Here is a 16,007-nt window from a genome sequence, read left to right as displayed (position 1 = left end):
GAAAGTAACTCAGGGGTAACCAGAAAGTACGAAGAGCATTCAGATCCCGAAGGAGTGAGGGGCCACCGAGGCCTGTTCACGCTCGGACGAGCGATCATCGATACATTTGCGTTCAAGTGTTGAACACACAAAGGGTGGCACCCAGTGCCACCCTTTGAAAGTCTTACCCGTGACGTGTGCGCTCATCTGAGCGAAACCTCTCCCATGCGTGGCGTATATCACGCACCACGGAGGGCGATTTGTCAGCCTCCGGAGGTGTCCAGTTCCGCGTCCTCGCTCACGCCGGCGCAGTCGTACGGGTCCTTCAGCCAGCCGTCCGGCAGGACAACTCGGTTGTTTCCGGACGTCCGTCCGCGCGGGCCGTCCGCACTCTCCGGCCACTCTTGATCCAGATCGAGCTCGCTCAGATGAGCGTTCAACTCTGCCAGGGAAGAGGTGACCGCGAGCTTCTTGCGCATCTCGGACCCGACCGAGAAGCCCTTCAGGTACCAGGCGACGTGCTTACGGAAGTCGATCACGCCGCGCGTCTCGTCGCCGATCCACTCACCGAGCAGCTGCGCGTGCCGGTGCATCGTCTGCGCGACCTCGCGCAGCGCGGGCCGGTGGAAGTCCTCGGGCCGCCCCTCGAAGGCCGCCACCAGGTCGTTGAACAGCCACGGCCGCCCCAGGCAGCCGCGGCCCACGACCACGCCGTCGCAGCCGGTCTCGCGGACCATCCGCAGCGCGTCCTCGGCGCACCAGATGTCGCCGTTGCCCAGGACCGGTATCTCCGGCACGTGCTCCTTGAGCCGCGCGATGGCCTCCCAGTCGGCGGTACCGCCGTAGTGCTGCGCCGTGGTCCGCCCGTGCAGGGCGATCGCGGTGACCCCCTCCTCGACGGCGATGCGACCGGCGTCGAGGTAGGTGAGGTGGTCGTCGTCGATGCCCTTGCGCATCTTCATGGTCACCGGCAGGTCACCGGCCCCGGCGACGGCCTCGCGCAGGATCGCGCGCAGCAGGTTGCGCTTGTAGGGCAGCGCCGAGCCGCCACCCTTCCGGGTGACCTTGGGCACGGGGCAGCCGAAGTTGAGGTCGATGTGGTCGGCGCGGTCCTCCTCGACGATCATGCGGACCGCCTTGCCGACCGTCACCGGGTCGACCCCGTACAGCTGAATCGACCGGGGCTTCTCGGTCTCGTCGAAGTGGATCAGCTGCATGGTCTTCTCATTGCGCTCGACCAGGGCGCGGGTCGTGATCATCTCGCTCACGAACAGCCCTTTGCCGCCCGAGAACTCCCGGCAGAGGGTACGGAACGGGGCATTGGTGATGCCGGCCATGGGCGCGAGCACCACCGGAGGCTGCACGGTGTGCGGGCCGATCGCGAGCGGCGGAGGGAGCGTGGTCATCCGCCCATTGTCCCGCATGCCGAGGGGGTCGCGCGGACGTAGCATCGGCGCATGATCGAGCCGAGTCACCGGCAGCGCACGATCGTCCTGGCGATCTGCTGCATGAGCCTGCTCATCGTCAGCCTCGACAACACCGTGCTCAACGTGGCGCTCCCGTCGATGCGCCGCGAGCTGGACGCCTCGATCGCGGGCCTGCAGTGGACCATCGACGCGTACACCCTCGTCCTGGCCTCGCTGCTGATGCTCGCGGGATCCACGGCCGACCGCATCGGCCGCCGCAAGGTGTTCGTCGCCGGTCTGCTGACCTTCGGCCTGGGCTCCCTGCTCTGCTCTCTCGCGCCGAGCCTCGGCTGGCTCATCGTCTTCAGGATGGTGCAGGCGGTCGGCGGCGCGATGCTCAACCCGGTCGCGATGTCGATCATCACCAACACCTTCACGGACCCGGCCGAACGGGCCCGGGCCATCGGCGTGTGGGGCGCGGTCGGCGGCATCTCCATGGCGGCGGGCCCGCTGATCGGCGGGGTGCTCGTGGACACGGTGGGCTGGCGCTCGATCTTCCTGATCAACGTGCCGATCGGCCTGGCGGCGCTCGCGCTGACCCTGCGCCACGTCCCCGAGTCCCGGGCGGCCCGCCCGCGCCGCCCGGACCCGCTGGGTCAGGTGCTGGTCGTCGCGCTGCTGGGCAGCCTGACGTACGGGATCATCGAGGCGCCCGCCGCCGGCTGGCGGTCGCCGCTGATCATGGGGTGCGCGGTGGTGGCCGTCGCCTCCTTCGTCGGACTGCTGATCCACGAGCCCCGGCGCGCGGAGCCGCTGATCGACCTCCGGTTCTTCCGGAGTGCGCCGTTCAGCGGCTCGACGGTGATCGCGATCAGCGCGTTCGCCGGACTGGCCGGCTTCCTCTTCCTGAACACGCTCTACCTGCAGGACGTACGGGGGCTCAGCGCCCTGCACGCCGGGCTGTACATGCTGCCGATGGCCGGCCTGACCGTGCTGTTCGCGCCGCTGGCGGGGCGGCTGGTGGGCAGCCGGGGGCCGCGGATCTGCCTGCTGATCGCGGGGGTGGCGATGGCGACGAGCGGGCTGCTGTTCGCCCTGTTCGAGGCGGAGACCTCCAACCCGCTGCTCTTCACGGGGTACGTGCTGTTCGGGCTCGGCTTCGGCATGGTGAACGCGCCGATCACCAACACGGCGGTATCGGGGATGCCGCGCTCCCAGGCGGGTGTCGCGGCGGCCATCGCCTCCACCAGCCGGCAGACGGGCGGCACGCTGGGCGTCGCGGTCATCGGCTCGGTGCTGGCGGCGGGGCTGGCCGGCGGCGCCGACTTCTCCGGGGCGGCCCAGCCGGCCTGGTGGATCATCACGCTGTGCGGGCTGCTCGTCCTGGTCGTGGGCGCGGCGACGAGCGGCACCTGGGCCCGCGGGACGGCGGAGCGCACCGCGCGCAGGCTGGAGGAGTCGGCAGGTCCCACGGCGACAGTGGGCTCCCCGCGCGGCTAGGGCGTGTTTTGAAAGTAGCGCCGGGCGCCCGAAGGGCGTGGCTCACGGCGTCTGGTGCCGTGCATCGCAAGGCGGAGGGGCGCCCTTGTACTGGACGTACTTGGGCGAACCCGACAACGCAGCGAGGTGCGGTGCCAGGCGTCGTGGGCCAGGCGGGACTTTCAAAACACGCGCTAGCCGGAGACGCCCCCGGGTGTGTCCGGCCCCGCTCGGCCGGGGCGCGGCCGGGGGCGTGTCCGCACGGTCCCGCCCGCCACGCGGCGCCCGGCCCCGGTCACTCGTCGCAGGCGAAGTCCTCGGCCGAGGCGTTGACCCGGTCGAGGAGGGTGCGCAGGTGGTCGCGTTCCTGGGCCGACAGGCCCGCGGACATGCCGTCCTCCACCTCGTCGAGGGCGGCGTTCGTCTTCGCGAGGGCGGCTTCCCCGGCGGGGGTGATGGCCACGTTGTGCCGACGGCGGTCGGCGGGGTCGCGGCGGCGGCGCCGGCGCTGCGGGTCCTCGCATGACACTGACGAGTGACAGATATTGAAATCTGTCACTCGTCATGCCATTCTCGTTCCATGACCACGAACGAGCGCTTCGACGCGACCACCACCACCGCCACCACGACCGCCGGCCGGCGCCTCGGCAGCACCGGCCCCGCCGTGTTCCCGATCGGGCTGGGCTGCATGGGGATGTCCGCCCTCTACGGGGAGGCGGACCGCTCCGAGTCCATCGCGACCATCCACGCGTATCTGGACGCCGTCCCCGAGGGCACGGACGCGCTGCTCGACACCGGCGACTTCTACGGCATGGGCCACAACGAGCTGCTGATCCACGAAGCCCTGCGCACGGCACCCACGGCGGCCCGGGACCGGGCGCTGACCAGCGTCAAGTTCGGCGCGCTGCGCACGGTCGAGGGTGGTTTCACCGGCTACGACGGCCGCCCCGAGGCCGTCAGGAACTTCCTGGCCTACTCGCTCCAGCGGCTCGGCCGGGACCACATCGACATCTACCGGATCGCCCGGGTGGACCCGGACGTGCCGATCGAGGAGACCGTCGGGGCCATCGCCGAGGCGGTCGAAGCCGGCCATGTGCGCCACATCGGCCTCTCCGAGGTCGGCGCCGACACCCTGCGCCGGGCCGCCGCCGTGGCCCCGATCTGCGACCTCCAGATTGAGTACTCGCTGATCTCCCGCGGGATCGAGGACGAGATCCTGCCGACCGCGCGCGAGCTCGGCATCGGCGTCACGGCGTACGGGGTGCTGTCCCGCGGCCTGATCAGCGGCCACTTCACCCGTGACCGGGCGCTGGCCCCGGGCGACTTCCGCGGGATGAGCCCCCGCTTCCAGGGCGAGAACCTCCACCGCAACCTGGAACTGGTCGACGCCCTGCGCAAGGTCGCCGACGACAAGGGCGTGAGCGTCGCCCAGACCGCCATAGCCTGGGTCCTCGCACGCGGGGAGGACATCGTGCCGCTGGTGGGTGCCCGGCGCCGGGACCGCCTCACCGAGGCACTGGGCGCCCTGCGGATCGACCTCGGCCCGGCGGACCTGGCCGCCATCGAGGCGGCCGTGCCCGCCGGCGCGGCGGCGGGCGACCGGTATCCCGCGGCGCAGATGGCCCACCTCGACAGCGAGCACTGAGCTGGCGGTACGGTCGTACCCATGCCACCCGCTGCCGCCGAGCCCCTCACCCCCGAGCGCATCCTCGAGACCACCGAGGAGGTGCTGCGCCGCTTCGGCCCCACCAAGGCGACCGTCGTGGACGTGGCGCGCGCCCTGGGCGTCAGCCACGGCAGCGTCTACCGTCACTTCCCCTCGAAGGCCGCGCTGCGCGAGGCGGTCACGGACCGCTGGCTCTCCAAGAGCGTCGTGATGCTGGAGCAGATCACCTCGGCCCCCGCCGAGAGCGCGCCCGGCAAACTGGAGGCCTGGCTGGAGGCGCTGTTCGAGGCCAAGCGCCACAAGGCCGGCGACGATCCCGAGCTGTTCGCCACGTACACGGTGCTCCTCGCCGAGAACAGCGGGACGGTGGAGCAGCATCTGACCGAGCTGATCGACCAGCTGGCGCGGATCATCGCCCAGGGAGTCGCCGACGGTTCACTCGCGGCCCGCGACGTGCCGGCGGCGGCCCGCGCGGTCTTCGACGCCACCGGCCGCTTCCACGACCCGCAGTACGCGGCGGAGTGGTTCTCCCCCACCATCGTCACGGAGTTCGAGGCGGTCACGGCTCTGGTGATCCGGGGCCTGCGCGCCTGACAGGCGCCCGATCATCCCGAACGGGCCGTCCCGCACGGCTTTGTGATCATTTTGGGCAGCCACGCCTGTTCGCGCACCGGCCCCTGATGTTCTGCTTCGGGCGGAGGTTCGCCACCGACGGCACGCCCGAGAGCACGGCCCGGTGGAACGGCGCCTGCGGCAGTACGAGGGCTTCCGCCGGACGATGATCGCGATGACCACGGTCCGGGGCGTGGTGTACCCCGCCGAGGCTGCGGTGCGGATCGCCCTGGCCTTCGTCGTGGACACCGACACGATGGTCGTGGTCAGCCCGGTCATGATCTACACGGTCCTCGGCTGCCTGGGCGTGTGGACCGCGCGGTACGGCACGCGCTCGCCGGCCGGGGGCGAGCGGCGGGCCACCGAGGCGGCCGCCGCGGAGGCCTCGGCGGTCTGACCGCAGCAGCCGGGAGAACGACCGGTGGCCCGGTGCGCGGTCTGCGCACCGGGCCACCGGTCGTTCGTGCGACGGTCGTCAGCAGCCGAGCAGGCGGCTGCCGAGGTAGCCCTGGATCTGGTCCAGGGAGACGCGCTCCTGCTTCATGGTGTCGCGCTCGCGCACGGTCACCGCGTTGTCGTCCAGGGTGTCGAAGTCGACGGTGACACAGAACGGCGTGCCGATCTCGTCCTGGCGGCGGTAGCGGCGGCCGATGGCGCCCGCGTCGTCGAACTCGATGTTCCAGTTCTTGCGCAGGTCGGCGGCGAGGCCCTTGGCCTTCGGCGACAGCTGCGCGTTGCGGGACAGCGGCAGGACGGCGACCTTGATCGGGGCCAGGCGCGGGTCGAGGCGCATCACGGTGCGCTTCTCCATGACGCCCTTGGCGTTGGGGGCCTCGTCCTCGTTGTACGCGTCGAGCATGAAGGCGAGCATGGCGCGGTTCACACCGGCCGCCGGCTCGATGACGAACGGGGTGTAGCGCTCGCCGGCCTCCTGGTCGAAGTAGGAGAGGTCCTGGCCGGAGGCCTCGGAGTGCGCCTTGAGGTCGTAGTCGGTGCGGTTGGCGACGCCCTCGAGCTCGGAGAACTCACTGCCGCCGAAGTTGAAGCGGTACTCGATGTCGGCGGTGCGCTTCGAGTAGTGGGACAGCTTCTCCTTCGGGTGCTCGTACCAGCGGATGTTCTCCTCGCGGATGCCGAGGTCGCGGTACCAGTTCCACCGCTCCTGCATCCAGTACTCCTGCCACTGCTCGTCCTCGCCGGGCTTGACGAAGAACTCCATCTCCATCTGCTCGAACTCGCGGGTGCGGAAGATGAAGTTGCCCGGCGTGATCTCGTTGCGGAAGGACTTGCCCATCTGCGCGATGCCGAAGGGCGGCTTCTTGCGCGAGGTCACCTGGACCTGGGCGAACTGCGTGAAGATGCCCTGGGCGGTCTCGGGGCGCAGGTACGCCTTGGAGCCGGTGTCCTGGGTCGGGCCGAGGTGGGTCTCCAGCATGCCGGAGAACTGCTTCGGCTCGGTGAACTGGCCCTTCACACCGCAGTTGGGGCAGTTGACGTCGGCCAGACCGTTGGCGGGGAGGCGGCCGTGCTTGGCCTCGTACGCCTCTTCCAGGTGGTCGGCGCGGTGGCGCTTGTGGCAGGAGGTGCACTCGGTCAGCGGGTCCGAGAACGTGGCGACGTGGCCGGAGGCCACCCAGACCTCGGGGGCCAGGATCACGGACGAGTCGAGACCGACGACGTCCTCACGCCCGGTGACCATGGCCTTCCACCACTGGCGCTTGATGTTCTCCTTGAGCTCGACACCCAGCGGACCGTAATCCCAGGCAGCCCGGGAGCCGCCGTAGATCTCACTGCACGGGAAAACGAAGCCACGGCGCTTGCTCAGGCTGACGATGGTGTCGATCTTGTCGGCGGCCACGGTGCTCTCTTCATTACGAGGACGAACGGCGAAGCCCTTAGGTTACCGGCGCCCGCACCCTCCCTTTCAAATCGGTTCCCCTGTCCCGCCTGCCCACCCGGCTCCCCCACCTGGTTTTTTGACAACCGTTTCCATTTTTGATGAAAATGGATGTCATGAACGTACGACGCCTCATACCCACCGCCGCCCTCGCCGGTGCCGTCGCCCTCGGCGCCACGGCCCTGACCGCCTGCTCCACAGCGGGCGCCACCGGCGGCGAGGACGGCAAGCTCGGCGTGACGGCGTCGTTCTACCCGCTGCAGTTCCTCGCCGAGCAGATCGGCAAGGAGCACGTGAAGGTCGACGGTCTGACCAAGCCGGGCGTCGAACCGCACGACCTGGAGATCACTCCCCAGCAGACCGGGCAGCTCGGCGAGGCCGACGTGGTCCTCTACCTCAAGAACCTGCAGCCCGCCGTCGACAAGGCCGTCGCCCAGTCCGGCGTGAAGAACATCGTCGACGCCGCCACCCTCACCTCGCTGGAGGCCCACGGCGCCGAGCCGGGCCACGGCGAGGAGGGCCACGCGCACCAGGAGGGCGACGAGCACGCCGGGGAGCACGCGGAGGAGCACACCGGCGAGCACGAGGGCCACGACCACGGCGGGAGCGGCACCGACCCCCACGTCTGGCTCGACCCGGTCAAGTACGCGGAGATCGCCAGGGGCGTCGGCGCGGCCCTGGAGAAGGCCGACCCCGGCCACGCGGCGGACTACCGGAAGAACACCGACGAACTGGTCGGCAAGCTGGCCGCGTTGGACACCGAGTTCAAGGACGGCCTGAAGAACACGGCCTCCCGGACCTTCATCACCACCCACTCCGCCTTCGGTTACCTCGCCGAGCGCTACGGCCTCGACCAGGAGGGCATCGCAGGCGTCGACCCCGAGTCCGAGCCCAGCCCGGCCCGGATGAAGGATCTTCAGGCCGTCGCGAAGAAGGACAATGTCACCACCGTGTTCTTCGAGACACTGGCGAGCGACAAGACGGCGAAGACCCTCGCGACGGACACCGGCCTGAAGACCGACGTCCTCGACCCCATCGAGGGCATCACCGAAAAGTCCCAGGGCACCGACTACTTCGAGATCATGCGGTCCAACCTGAAGAACCTCCAGAAGGCACTCGGAGCCAAGTGATGACAGCAGCAACGGAGGCGCGAGCCATGCAGTCCCCGCCCCGGCCGGCCGACGACCGGCCCGTCATATCCCTGCGCGGGGCCAAGGCCTCGCTCGGCTCGCGCCCCGTGCTGCGCGGAATCGACCTCACCGTCCACCGCGGCGAGGTCGTCGCCCTGCTCGGGGCCAACGGCTCCGGCAAGTCCACGGCCGTCCGCGCCGTGGTCGGGCAGGTCCCGCTGACCGACGGCTCCCTCAGCCTCTTCGGCACCGACTTCAAGCGCTTCCGCGACTGGTCGCGCATCGGCTACGTCCCGCAGCGCACCACCGCCGCCGGCGGCGTCCCGGCCACCGTCCGCGAGGTCGTCTCCTCCGGCCGCCTCGCCCGCTCCCGCTTCGGTCTCCTGCGCAAGGCCGACAAGGCCGCCATCGAGCACGCCCTGGCACTGGTCGGCATGGACGCGCACGCCGACGTCTCGGTGGACGCCCTCTCCGGCGGCCAGCACCAGCGCGTCCTCATAGCCCGGGCGCTCGCCGTCGAACCCGAACTGCTGATCATGGACGAGCCCATGGCGGGCGTGGACCTCGCCAACCAGGAAGTCCTGGCCAACGCCCTGCGCGCGCAGGTCGACGCCGGCTCGGCCGTCCTGCTCGTCCTGCACGAGCTGGGCCCGCTGGAGCCCCTGATCGACCGCGCCGTCGTCCTGCGCGACGGCTGCGTCGTCCACGACGGCCCGCCCCCGGAGGCCGTGGGCCAGCACGCCCTGCCCGGCCACGACCACGTACACCCCCACGCGGCGCACGACGCCGAGCCCCTGCGGACGGGACTGCTGAGCTGATGGACATCCTCGACTACGCCTTCATGCAGCGCGCGCTGATCGCGGCCGCCCTGGTCGGCGTCACGGCCCCCGCCATCGGCACGTACCTCGTCCAGCGCCGCCAGGCGCTCATGGGCGACGGCCTCGGCCATGTCGCCATGACCGGTGTCGCCCTCGGCTTCGTGCTGCAGTCCAGCCCCGTCTGGATGGCCACCCTGGTCGCCGTGGTCGGCGCCGTCGGCATGGAACTGATCCGCGCCCGCGGCAGGACCAGCGGGGACGTCGCCCTCGCCATGCTGTTCTACGGCGGCCTCGCCGGCGGCGTCATGATCATCAACCTCGGCGGCGGACAGACCGCCAGCCTCCTGGGATCCATGTTCGGCTCGATCACCACGGTCGCCGCCGAGGACGTGACCGCGATGGCGATCCTCGCCGCCTTCGTCCTCGCCGTCGCGATCGGCCTGCGCCGGCAGCTCTTCGCCATCTGCCAGGACGAGGAGTTCGCCCGGGTCACCGGCCTGCCCGTGCGCGCACTGAACCTGCTGATCGCGGTCACCGCCGCGGTCACCGTCACCGTGGCCATGCGCATCGTCGGCCTGCTGCTGGTCAGCGCGATGCTGGTGATCCCGGTCGCCGCCGCCCAGCGGCTCACCCGCAGCTTCGCCACCACGCTGGGTCTGGCGATGGCGATCAGCGTGACCGTCTCCCTGACCGGCACGGCCGCCACCTACTACGTCAACGTGCCCTCGGGCGCGACGATCGTGCTGCTCGCGATCGGCGTCTTCATGGTGCTGACCGCCCTCTCCGCTCCCCTGGCCCGCCGCCGGGCCAGGGCCGCGATGACGGCCGAAGAGGTCTGCACGCGCGACGACGTGAAGGTCTAGGAGGCTTGAAGGGCTGGCACAATAGCGGCAGGCCCTATACGAGGAGGAACCGGTGGCGACTGCGCCTGGCGAGATGAATACCGCGCCAGTACGAGGACGATCCACCCGCCAGCGGGCCGCGGTGGCGGCCGCGCTGGACGAGGTGGACGAGTTCCGCAGTGCCCAGGAACTCCACGACATGCTCAAGCACCGCGGTGACTCCGTGGGCCTGACCACCGTCTACCGCACCCTGCAGTCCCTGGCGGACGCGGGCGAGGTCGACGTCCTGCGCACCAGCGACGGCGAGTCCGTCTACCGCCGCTGCTCCACCGGCGATCACCACCACCACCTGGTGTGCCGCAAGTGCGGCAAGGCCGTCGAGGTCGAGGGCCCGGCCGTGGAGAAGTGGGCGGATTCCATCGCCGCCGAACACGGCTACGTGAACGTCGCCCACACGGTGGAGATCTTCGGCACCTGCGCCGACTGCGCCGCCGCGCTCTAGAGCAGCGGCGCTCTAGAGACGGCGCAGGTTCCGGTCCAGGATCGCGCGCAGGCGGTCGACGTCGGCGGGCTCCTCGGCGCCCCGCTTCGGCACCGCCGCGAGGCAGCCCGCACGCGGGCCCCCGACCAGGACGAAGAGGTCGGGCGTCTCGGCGTAGTGCGTGAAGAGCTTCCAGTCGGCCGTGTACGACATGGTCTCGCCCGTCGTCGCGGCGCCCCGGTCGTCGACCACCGTTCGGCACTGCCCGTACACAGCCCACACCGCGTGAAGCCGGCGCGCCAGGCCGCGCCGGCTCCGTACGACTCCGAGCACTCCGGCACCGAGCCCCAGCACCGCGCCGGTCACGACAGCGACCGGCAGCAGCCCGCGGAACAGCGCGAACACCACCACGGGAGCAGTGGTCGCCAGGGGAAACAGGAGCGTCTCCGCACGCCCCGCTCCCGTCCGCCGGGCACGCACCCGGACGACGCCCTGAAGGTCTGCGAGCGTCAGCCCGTAGACGAAGGCCGCCTGCTCGGTCCGCTGTGCCTGATCCCCACCCGTGTTCATGACAGTGAACCCTACCGGCGGGGCGGAGCCCGCCGGTCACGTGCCTCCGTCAGGCGGTGGGATCCACCTGGTTCGGGACCGCGCCGCCGAAGCGGCGGTCGCGCTGGGCGTACTCCAGGCACGCCGCCCACAGGTTGCGGCGGTCGAAGTCCGGCCACAGCACGTCCTGGAAGACCATCTCGGCGTACGCGCTCTGCCAGATCAGGTAGTTGGAGGTGCGCTGCTCGCCGCTCGGGCGCAGGAACAGGTCCACGTCCGGCATGTCCGGGTAGTAGATGTACTTGGCGAAGGTCTTCTCGTTGACCTTCGAGGGGTCGAGCTTGCCCGCCGCCACGTCCCGGGCGATGGCCTGTGCCGCGTCGGCGATCTCCGCGCGGCCGCCGTAGTTCACGCAGAAGTACAGGGTCATGGCGTCGTTGTCGACGGTCTGCTCCTGGGCGACCTGGAGCTCCTGGACGACCGATTTCCACATCTTCGGCATCCGGCCCACCCAGCGGATGCGGATACCGAGCTCGTTCATCTCGTCGCGGCGGCGCCGGATGACGTCGCGGTTGAAGTTCATCAGGAAGCGGACCTCGTCGGGCGAGCGCTTCCAGTTCTCCGTCGAGAAGGCGTAGAGGGAGAGGTTCTTGACGCCCATCTCCAGGCAGCCCTTGAGCACGTCGAGCACGACACCCTCGCCGACCTTGTGCCCCTCGGTGCGCGGCAGGCCGCGCTCCTTGGCCCAGCGGCCGTTGCCGTCCATGACGACGGCGACGTGGTTCGGGACCAGCTCGCCGGGGATCTTCGGCGGGACCGCACCGGAGGGGTGCGGCTCGGGAACCTTGTACTCCCGGCGAGAGCGTCCCAGAATCCCGCGTCGTGCCATGTGCCCAGCTCCTATTTCTCGACGTATCGCAGGGAGCGTAGCCCGCGCTCCAGATGCCAGTGCAAATAGGCGGAGACCAGCCCGCTGCCCTCCCGCACGTGACGCGCCTCACACGCGTCGGCATGCCCCCAGTCGCCCGTCAGCAGTGCGCTGAGCAGGGCGATGGCCTCCGACGAGGGTACGACGCTGCCGGGCACCCGGCAGTCCCCGCATATGACCCCGCCCGCGGCGACGGAGAAGTGCCGGTTGGGTCCGTGGATGCCGCATTTCGCACAGTCGTCGAAGCTGGGCGCGTAGCCGTTGACGGCGAGCGAGCGCAGCAGGAAGGCGTCCAGGATGAGGTGCGGCTCGTGTTCGCCGCGCGCGAGGGTGCGCAGGGCTCCGACGAGCAGCAGGTACTGCTGCACGGCGGGCTCGCCCTCGTTCTCGGTGAACCGCTCGGCGGTCTCCAGCATGGCGGTGCCGGCGGTGTAGCGGGCGTAGTCGGTGACGATGCCGTTGCCGTACGGGGCGATGATCTCGGTCTGGGTGCAGAGCGGGAGGGTGCGGCCGACCAGTTCGCTGCCGCGGGCGAAGAACTGCACGTCGGCATGGGAGAAAGGTTCCAGCCGGGCGCCGAACTTGGACTTCGTGCGCCGGACCCCGCGGGCGACGGCCCGTACCCTGCCGTGGCCCCTGGTCAGCAGCGTGATGATGCGGTCCGCCTCACCCAGCTTCTGGGTGCGCAGCACGATGCCGTCGTCGCGGAACAGACTCATGCGCCCATTGTCCCGCACCGGGTGCGGGACAACGGGCGCCGGCCGCCGCCCTGCGGGCGGGTCCTACCGGAAGGGGACCGCGAGCGGCCGCTGGCAGGCGGCGCTGCGCAGCAGGGTCTCGTCGAAGTTCTTCCGGAAGCCCTCGTAGATCTCCGGGTTCTGGACCTTCAGCAGGGTCTCGTCCTGCGAGCGGAGGTTGGGGTAGGTGTAGTTGTGGCTGCCGGTGAAGACCCACTGGCTCCGCTCACCCAGGTACACGCCGTCGATCATCAGGTACTTGGAGTGGATGCCCAGGGTGGTCTTGCTGCCGTCGACGCCCTCGCACACGTTCACCTTGATCTTCGGGGCCATGGCGAGGACGTCGCGCACGCCGGTGCCCACGCTGCCCGAGTCCCCGTTGAGGACCATCCGCACGTCGCAGCCCTCGTTCGACATGATGCGGAGCCTGTCGGCGACCTGGGTGCGGGTGAAGGCGTACATCCCGATCCGGATCCTGGCCGGGGACGCTTTGCAGTCCACCTTCTCCAGCACGTTGACGATCGTGTCGGTGGACGGGTCCTTGCGCGGGTCCACGGCCGACGTCGAGTCGGCGCTGCGGTCCGACTCGATGCGCGGGAAGAAGTAGGCCTTGTAGATCCCGGCCGACGCGGTCTTGTAGTAGTCGGGCGTCCCGGTTCCGGTGGTGCCCTCCCTGAGCTGGTCCTTCCAGTAGGCGCTGTACCCGTCGTAGAGGGTCGCGTTGGGAACGACCACCGCGTTGTTGTACATGCGCTTGAGGTGGCTGGCCGTGAGGTTGGCCGAGGCCTGGAAGACGACCTTCTCGGTGGCGCCGACCTTCGAGAAGGTGAAGTACTTGTTGTGGTTGATGGCGTACTCGACGTCGCCGCCGGCGTGCTCCATCACGCGGTTGCCGATGCAGCCGCGCTTCTCCGGACAGGCGTAGGCGAAGGAGCCGACGGCGTCGGCGTCCACCGCCTTGCCCTCCTCCACCTTCTGGGCGAACTTGCCGCGCAGCCACGAGTACTCGCTGCCGGTGTTCTGCAGGACGCCGTCCTTCAGGACCTGGTCGGCCTCGGCGCGGTTGTCGAAGAGGATCTGGACCTTGACGTTGTTCTCCCTGGAGGCCTTCTCCAGGGCGGCAGCCACGTCGTGATCGGTGAAGAGGAAGATCGACCCGCGGATCAGGCCGTTCTTCTCCGTGTTCCGGATGAGGCCGATGAGCTCGTCGCGTATCGCGGTCGGGCTGGCCACCGGGTCGTTGAAAACGGCCTTGGGCGTCACCGGGGCCGGGTCCGCGGCGGTGGCCTGGGACGCCCCCAGGAGCGAGGCGGTCACGGCGAGCGCCGAGGCCGCCGCGAGGCGCTTGATCGCGCTGATGTGCATATGAGTTGTCCGATCCATGGTCATCGATTGCCCCGTGAAGGGCCCGCGATCATAGGCACAGACGATCATGATGCGCACGGTGATAACCCCTCGTCCGGACGTCGGTCCGGACGAGGGGTCGGCACCCCTTGGGAGGGTCAGGGAGCGGACGGGGACGGCGAGGGGTCGCCGTCGTCCGCCTTCTCGGCCGCGGGGGCGGGGGCGGCGGCCTGGGCCGGCACCGCCGCGGGGACCTCGGCCGGGGCGTCGGCCGTGACGGCCGCCGGGGTCGCTGCCGCCGGGGTCGCGGCCGCCGGGGCGTCGTGGGCGTTGTCCTTCGCCGGGCCGTTGAAGATGAGGTTGAGCACGATGGCGGCCGTGGCACCCAGCGTGACGCCGCTGTTGAGCAGCGAGGACAGGTCCGCGTCCATGTGCTCGGTGAAGAAGACCGGGACGGTCGCCGGGAGCAGGGCGAAGGCGAGGGAGACGCCGACGATCAGCGCGTTCTTCTCCTCCTTCAGGTCCACCTTGCCCAGGGTCTGGATACCGGCCAGGGCGACCATGGCGAACATGACGGTCGCGGCGCCGCCGAGGACTCCGTGCGGGACGGCTGCGACGATCGCGGCGGCCTTGGGCAGCAGGCCGAGGATGATCATGAAGACACCCGCGGCGACGACCACGAACCGGCTCTTCACCTTCGTCATCCGCACCAGGCCGACGTTCTCGGCGAAGGCGACGTACGGGAAGGAGTTGAGGACGCCGCCGAGGGCAGTGGCGGCACCGTCGGCGCGCAGGGCGCGGGCCACGGTCTCGCTGTCGACCTCCTTGCCGACGATGTCGCCGACGGCGTACGTGTCACCGGTCGTCTCGACCATGGTGATCAGCATGACGATGAGCATCAGGACGATCGGGAACCACTCGAACTTCGGGACACCGAAGTGGAAGGGCGTGGTGACGCCGATCCAGTCGGACTTGGCCACGTCGCCGAACTTCGCGTCGCCGAGGAGGAAGGCGACACCGGTCCCGACGACCAGGCCGAGGAGGATCGCGATGCTGGAGAGGAACGGCCTGCCGAGCTTCATCAGGATCAGGATGAAGAGCATTGTGCCGCCGGCGTAGGCGAAGTTCTTCGGCTCACCGAAGTCGGGGCTGCCCAGGCCGCCGGCCGCGTCGTTGAGGCCGACCGGGATCAGGACGATGCCGAGCACGGTGATCACCGTGCCGGTGACGACCGGCGGGAAGAGCCGCATGACCATCCGGAACGCCTTGGCCGGCAGCCAGGCGAAGGCGAAGGTGGCGATACCGGCCGTGATGACCGCGCCGTAGATGACCAGCAGGGCGGCCGTTCCGCCGCCCGCGCCGAGGCCGATGGCGATCATCGGCGACACGGCGGTGAAGGTCACGCCCTGGATCAGCGGCAGTCGCGCGCCGATCCGGCCGACGCCCCAGGCCTGGAGGATCGACGCGATACCGCAGGTGAAGAGGTCCGCGTTGATCAGGTAGACAAGCTGTTCAGGGCTCAGCTTGAGTGCGCTGCCCACGATGATCGGGACGATCACCGCGCCGGCGTAGAAGGCGAGTACGTGCTGGAAGCCGTACAGCGCGAGCTTGGGGACGGGGAGCACCTCGTCGACCGGGTGCGTGCTCTGCTTTCCGTCGGTGGAAAGCCGGGCGGCGACACGTGCCATCTCAGCCTTGCCCTTCAAGGTAGGTAAGTGAGAGGAGATCTGGTTATCCCTGCGCGAAGTGGGTCGTTAACCCGTTGGTTCGCCAGGGTTTTCAGTACGTTCACGTGGGTCGAAGTCCCGCTGTGCGGGGCGGCGGCTTCTCGGCGTGTGACCGGAATTGAACGCCTGTGGGAGGCCTCACAGATATCGTCGACTTCTACAAACTGTTGACCGCCCCCGGCTTCAGATCTGTAGATTTCTCCAGTGGTGGCCGAAGCGACACAGGCGTATGGGCCGGACCTTCCGGAGGAAGTCTTTCCGACCACGCGAATGCGAAGTTCACCGATCGCGACCTACTGCGACCTGCCATGACGCACTTTGCGGTCGTTCGGAAACGCAAAAAGGAGAGGCCCGTTCCGGCGGCCTCGGAGGCGGCCTGAACGGGCCCGGAGTCATCGGCTCCGTCGTTCAC

General features: G+C 69.7%; 16 protein-coding genes. 8 read left to right on the top strand and 8 right to left on the bottom strand.

Features of this window, described 5'->3' with window-relative positions:
* Window positions 1-242: 242 nt before the first annotated feature.
* Complete coding sequence (dusB, locus tag ACIPXC_RS25175) at window positions 243-1,403, bottom strand: tRNA dihydrouridine synthase DusB (RefSeq protein WP_386453812.1); 1,161 nt, start codon at window positions 1,401-1,403, stop codon at window positions 243-245.
* 33 nt (window positions 1,404-1,436) lie between these two features.
* On the opposite strand from dusB, the gene ACIPXC_RS25170 reads away from it, so the two are divergent.
* The gene (locus tag ACIPXC_RS25170; protein ID WP_401622361.1) at window positions 1,437-2,885 is read left to right on the top strand and encodes an MFS transporter; all 1,449 of its coding nucleotides are present in this window, start codon (window positions 1,437-1,439) and stop codon (window positions 2,883-2,885) included.
* A 274-nt stretch (window positions 2,886-3,159) separates the two neighbouring features.
* Here ACIPXC_RS25170 and ACIPXC_RS25165 read toward each other — a convergent pair whose 3' ends face one another.
* Window positions 3,160-3,393, bottom strand: a complete 234-nt coding sequence (locus ACIPXC_RS25165; RefSeq protein WP_401622358.1) for a hypothetical protein — start codon at window positions 3,391-3,393, stop codon at window positions 3,160-3,162.
* Window positions 3,394-3,444: 51 nt separating this feature from the next.
* Between ACIPXC_RS25165 and ACIPXC_RS25160 the strand changes: the two genes are divergently transcribed.
* From ACIPXC_RS25160 to ACIPXC_RS25150, 3 genes are all read left to right on the top strand, one after another.
* Window positions 3,445-4,509, top strand: a complete 1,065-nt coding sequence (locus ACIPXC_RS25160) for an aldo/keto reductase (protein ID WP_401622355.1) — start codon at window positions 3,445-3,447, stop codon at window positions 4,507-4,509.
* 21 nt (window positions 4,510-4,530) lie between these two features.
* Window positions 4,531-5,124, top strand: coding sequence for a TetR family transcriptional regulator (locus ACIPXC_RS25155; protein WP_401622352.1), 594 nt, complete (start codon window positions 4,531-4,533; stop codon window positions 5,122-5,124).
* A gap of 142 nt (window positions 5,125-5,266) precedes the next feature.
* A complete protein-coding gene (locus ACIPXC_RS25150; RefSeq protein WP_401622349.1) occupies window positions 5,267-5,539 on the top strand; it encodes a hypothetical protein in 273 nt (90 codons plus the stop codon).
* A 78-nt stretch (window positions 5,540-5,617) separates the two neighbouring features.
* Here the strand turns inward: ACIPXC_RS25150 and ACIPXC_RS25145 are convergent, their stop codons facing one another.
* Window positions 5,618-7,000, bottom strand: coding sequence for a glycine--tRNA ligase (locus ACIPXC_RS25145; RefSeq protein WP_401622346.1), 1,383 nt, complete (start codon window positions 6,998-7,000; stop codon window positions 5,618-5,620).
* A 155-nt stretch (window positions 7,001-7,155) separates the two neighbouring features.
* On the opposite strand from ACIPXC_RS25145, the gene ACIPXC_RS25140 reads away from it, so the two are divergent.
* The 4 genes from ACIPXC_RS25140 to ACIPXC_RS25125 are packed head-to-tail and all read left to right on the top strand — an operon-like array spanning window position 7,156 to window position 10,331.
* The gene (locus tag ACIPXC_RS25140) at window positions 7,156-8,169 is read left to right on the top strand and encodes a metal ABC transporter substrate-binding protein (protein ID WP_401622343.1); all 1,014 of its coding nucleotides are present in this window, start codon (window positions 7,156-7,158) and stop codon (window positions 8,167-8,169) included.
* Entirely contained in the window at window positions 8,169-8,987 is an 819-nt protein-coding gene (locus tag ACIPXC_RS25135) for a metal ABC transporter ATP-binding protein (protein WP_401622340.1), read from the top strand. Before ACIPXC_RS25140 ends, ACIPXC_RS25135 begins: the two co-directional genes overlap by 1 nt.
* Window positions 8,987-9,850, top strand: coding sequence for a metal ABC transporter permease (locus ACIPXC_RS25130; protein WP_401622337.1), 864 nt, complete (start codon window positions 8,987-8,989; stop codon window positions 9,848-9,850). Before ACIPXC_RS25135 ends, ACIPXC_RS25130 begins: the two co-directional genes overlap by 1 nt.
* Window positions 9,851-9,902: 52 nt before the next feature.
* Entirely contained in the window at window positions 9,903-10,331 is a 429-nt protein-coding gene (locus ACIPXC_RS25125) for a Fur family transcriptional regulator (RefSeq protein WP_401622334.1), read from the top strand.
* 12 nt (window positions 10,332-10,343) lie between these two features.
* Here ACIPXC_RS25125 and ACIPXC_RS25120 read toward each other — a convergent pair whose 3' ends face one another.
* From ACIPXC_RS25120 to ACIPXC_RS25100, 5 genes are all read right to left on the bottom strand, one after another.
* Complete coding sequence (locus ACIPXC_RS25120; RefSeq protein WP_401622331.1) at window positions 10,344-10,880, bottom strand: YcxB family protein; 537 nt, start codon at window positions 10,878-10,880, stop codon at window positions 10,344-10,346.
* 49 nt (window positions 10,881-10,929) lie between these two features.
* Window positions 10,930-11,748, bottom strand: coding sequence for an isoprenyl transferase (locus ACIPXC_RS25115; RefSeq protein ID WP_401622328.1), 819 nt, complete (start codon window positions 11,746-11,748; stop codon window positions 10,930-10,932).
* 11 nt (window positions 11,749-11,759) lie between these two features.
* Window positions 11,760-12,506: a DNA repair protein RecO gene (gene recO / locus ACIPXC_RS25110; RefSeq protein ID WP_401622326.1), complete on the bottom strand. Its 747-nt coding sequence runs from the start codon at window positions 12,504-12,506 to the stop codon at window positions 11,760-11,762.
* A gap of 63 nt (window positions 12,507-12,569) precedes the next feature.
* Window positions 12,570-13,913: a phospholipase D-like domain-containing protein gene (locus ACIPXC_RS25105; protein WP_401622324.1), complete on the bottom strand. Its 1,344-nt coding sequence runs from the start codon at window positions 13,911-13,913 to the stop codon at window positions 12,570-12,572.
* Between the two features lie 113 nt (window positions 13,914-14,026).
* A complete protein-coding gene (locus tag ACIPXC_RS25100; RefSeq protein ID WP_401622321.1) occupies window positions 14,027-15,556 on the bottom strand; it encodes a nucleobase:cation symporter-2 family protein in 1,530 nt (509 codons plus the stop codon).
* Window positions 15,557-16,007 lie beyond the last annotated feature (451 nt).

This window comes from Streptomyces sp. NPDC090021 (assembly GCF_044748225.1).
Taxonomy (GTDB): domain Bacteria; phylum Actinomycetota; class Actinomycetes; order Streptomycetales; family Streptomycetaceae; genus Streptomyces.
This window is presented reverse-complemented; position numbering and strand designations above follow the sequence as displayed.

Bases quoted from the DNA above. Each gene is read 5' to 3' on its own strand.
- dusB (WP_386453812.1), bottom strand. From the start codon at position 1,403: ATGCGGGACAATGGGCGGATGACCACGCTCCCTCCGCCGCTCGCGATC.
- ACIPXC_RS25170 (WP_401622361.1), top strand. From the start codon at position 1,437: ATGATCGAGCCGAGTCACCGGCAGCGCACGATCGTCCTGGCGATCTGC.
- ACIPXC_RS25160 (WP_401622355.1), top strand. From the start codon at position 3,445: ATGACCACGAACGAGCGCTTCGACGCGACCACCACCACCGCCACCACG.
- ACIPXC_RS25155 (WP_401622352.1), top strand. From the start codon at position 4,531: ATGCCACCCGCTGCCGCCGAGCCCCTCACCCCCGAGCGCATCCTCGAG.
- ACIPXC_RS25140 (WP_401622343.1), top strand. From the start codon at position 7,156: ATGAACGTACGACGCCTCATACCCACCGCCGCCCTCGCCGGTGCCGTC.
- ACIPXC_RS25135 (WP_401622340.1), top strand. From the start codon at position 8,169: ATGACAGCAGCAACGGAGGCGCGAGCCATGCAGTCCCCGCCCCGGCCG.
- ACIPXC_RS25130 (WP_401622337.1), top strand. From the start codon at position 8,987: ATGGACATCCTCGACTACGCCTTCATGCAGCGCGCGCTGATCGCGGCC.
- ACIPXC_RS25120 (WP_401622331.1), bottom strand. From the start codon at position 10,880: ATGAACACGGGTGGGGATCAGGCACAGCGGACCGAGCAGGCGGCCTTC.
- ACIPXC_RS25115 (WP_401622328.1), bottom strand. From the start codon at position 11,748: ATGGCACGACGCGGGATTCTGGGACGCTCTCGCCGGGAGTACAAGGTT.
- recO (WP_401622326.1), bottom strand. From the start codon at position 12,506: ATGAGTCTGTTCCGCGACGACGGCATCGTGCTGCGCACCCAGAAGCTG.
- ACIPXC_RS25105 (WP_401622324.1), bottom strand. From the start codon at position 13,913: ATGACCATGGATCGGACAACTCATATGCACATCAGCGCGATCAAGCGC.
- ACIPXC_RS25100 (WP_401622321.1), bottom strand. From the start codon at position 15,556: ATGGCACGTGTCGCCGCCCGGCTTTCCACCGACGGAAAGCAGAGCACG.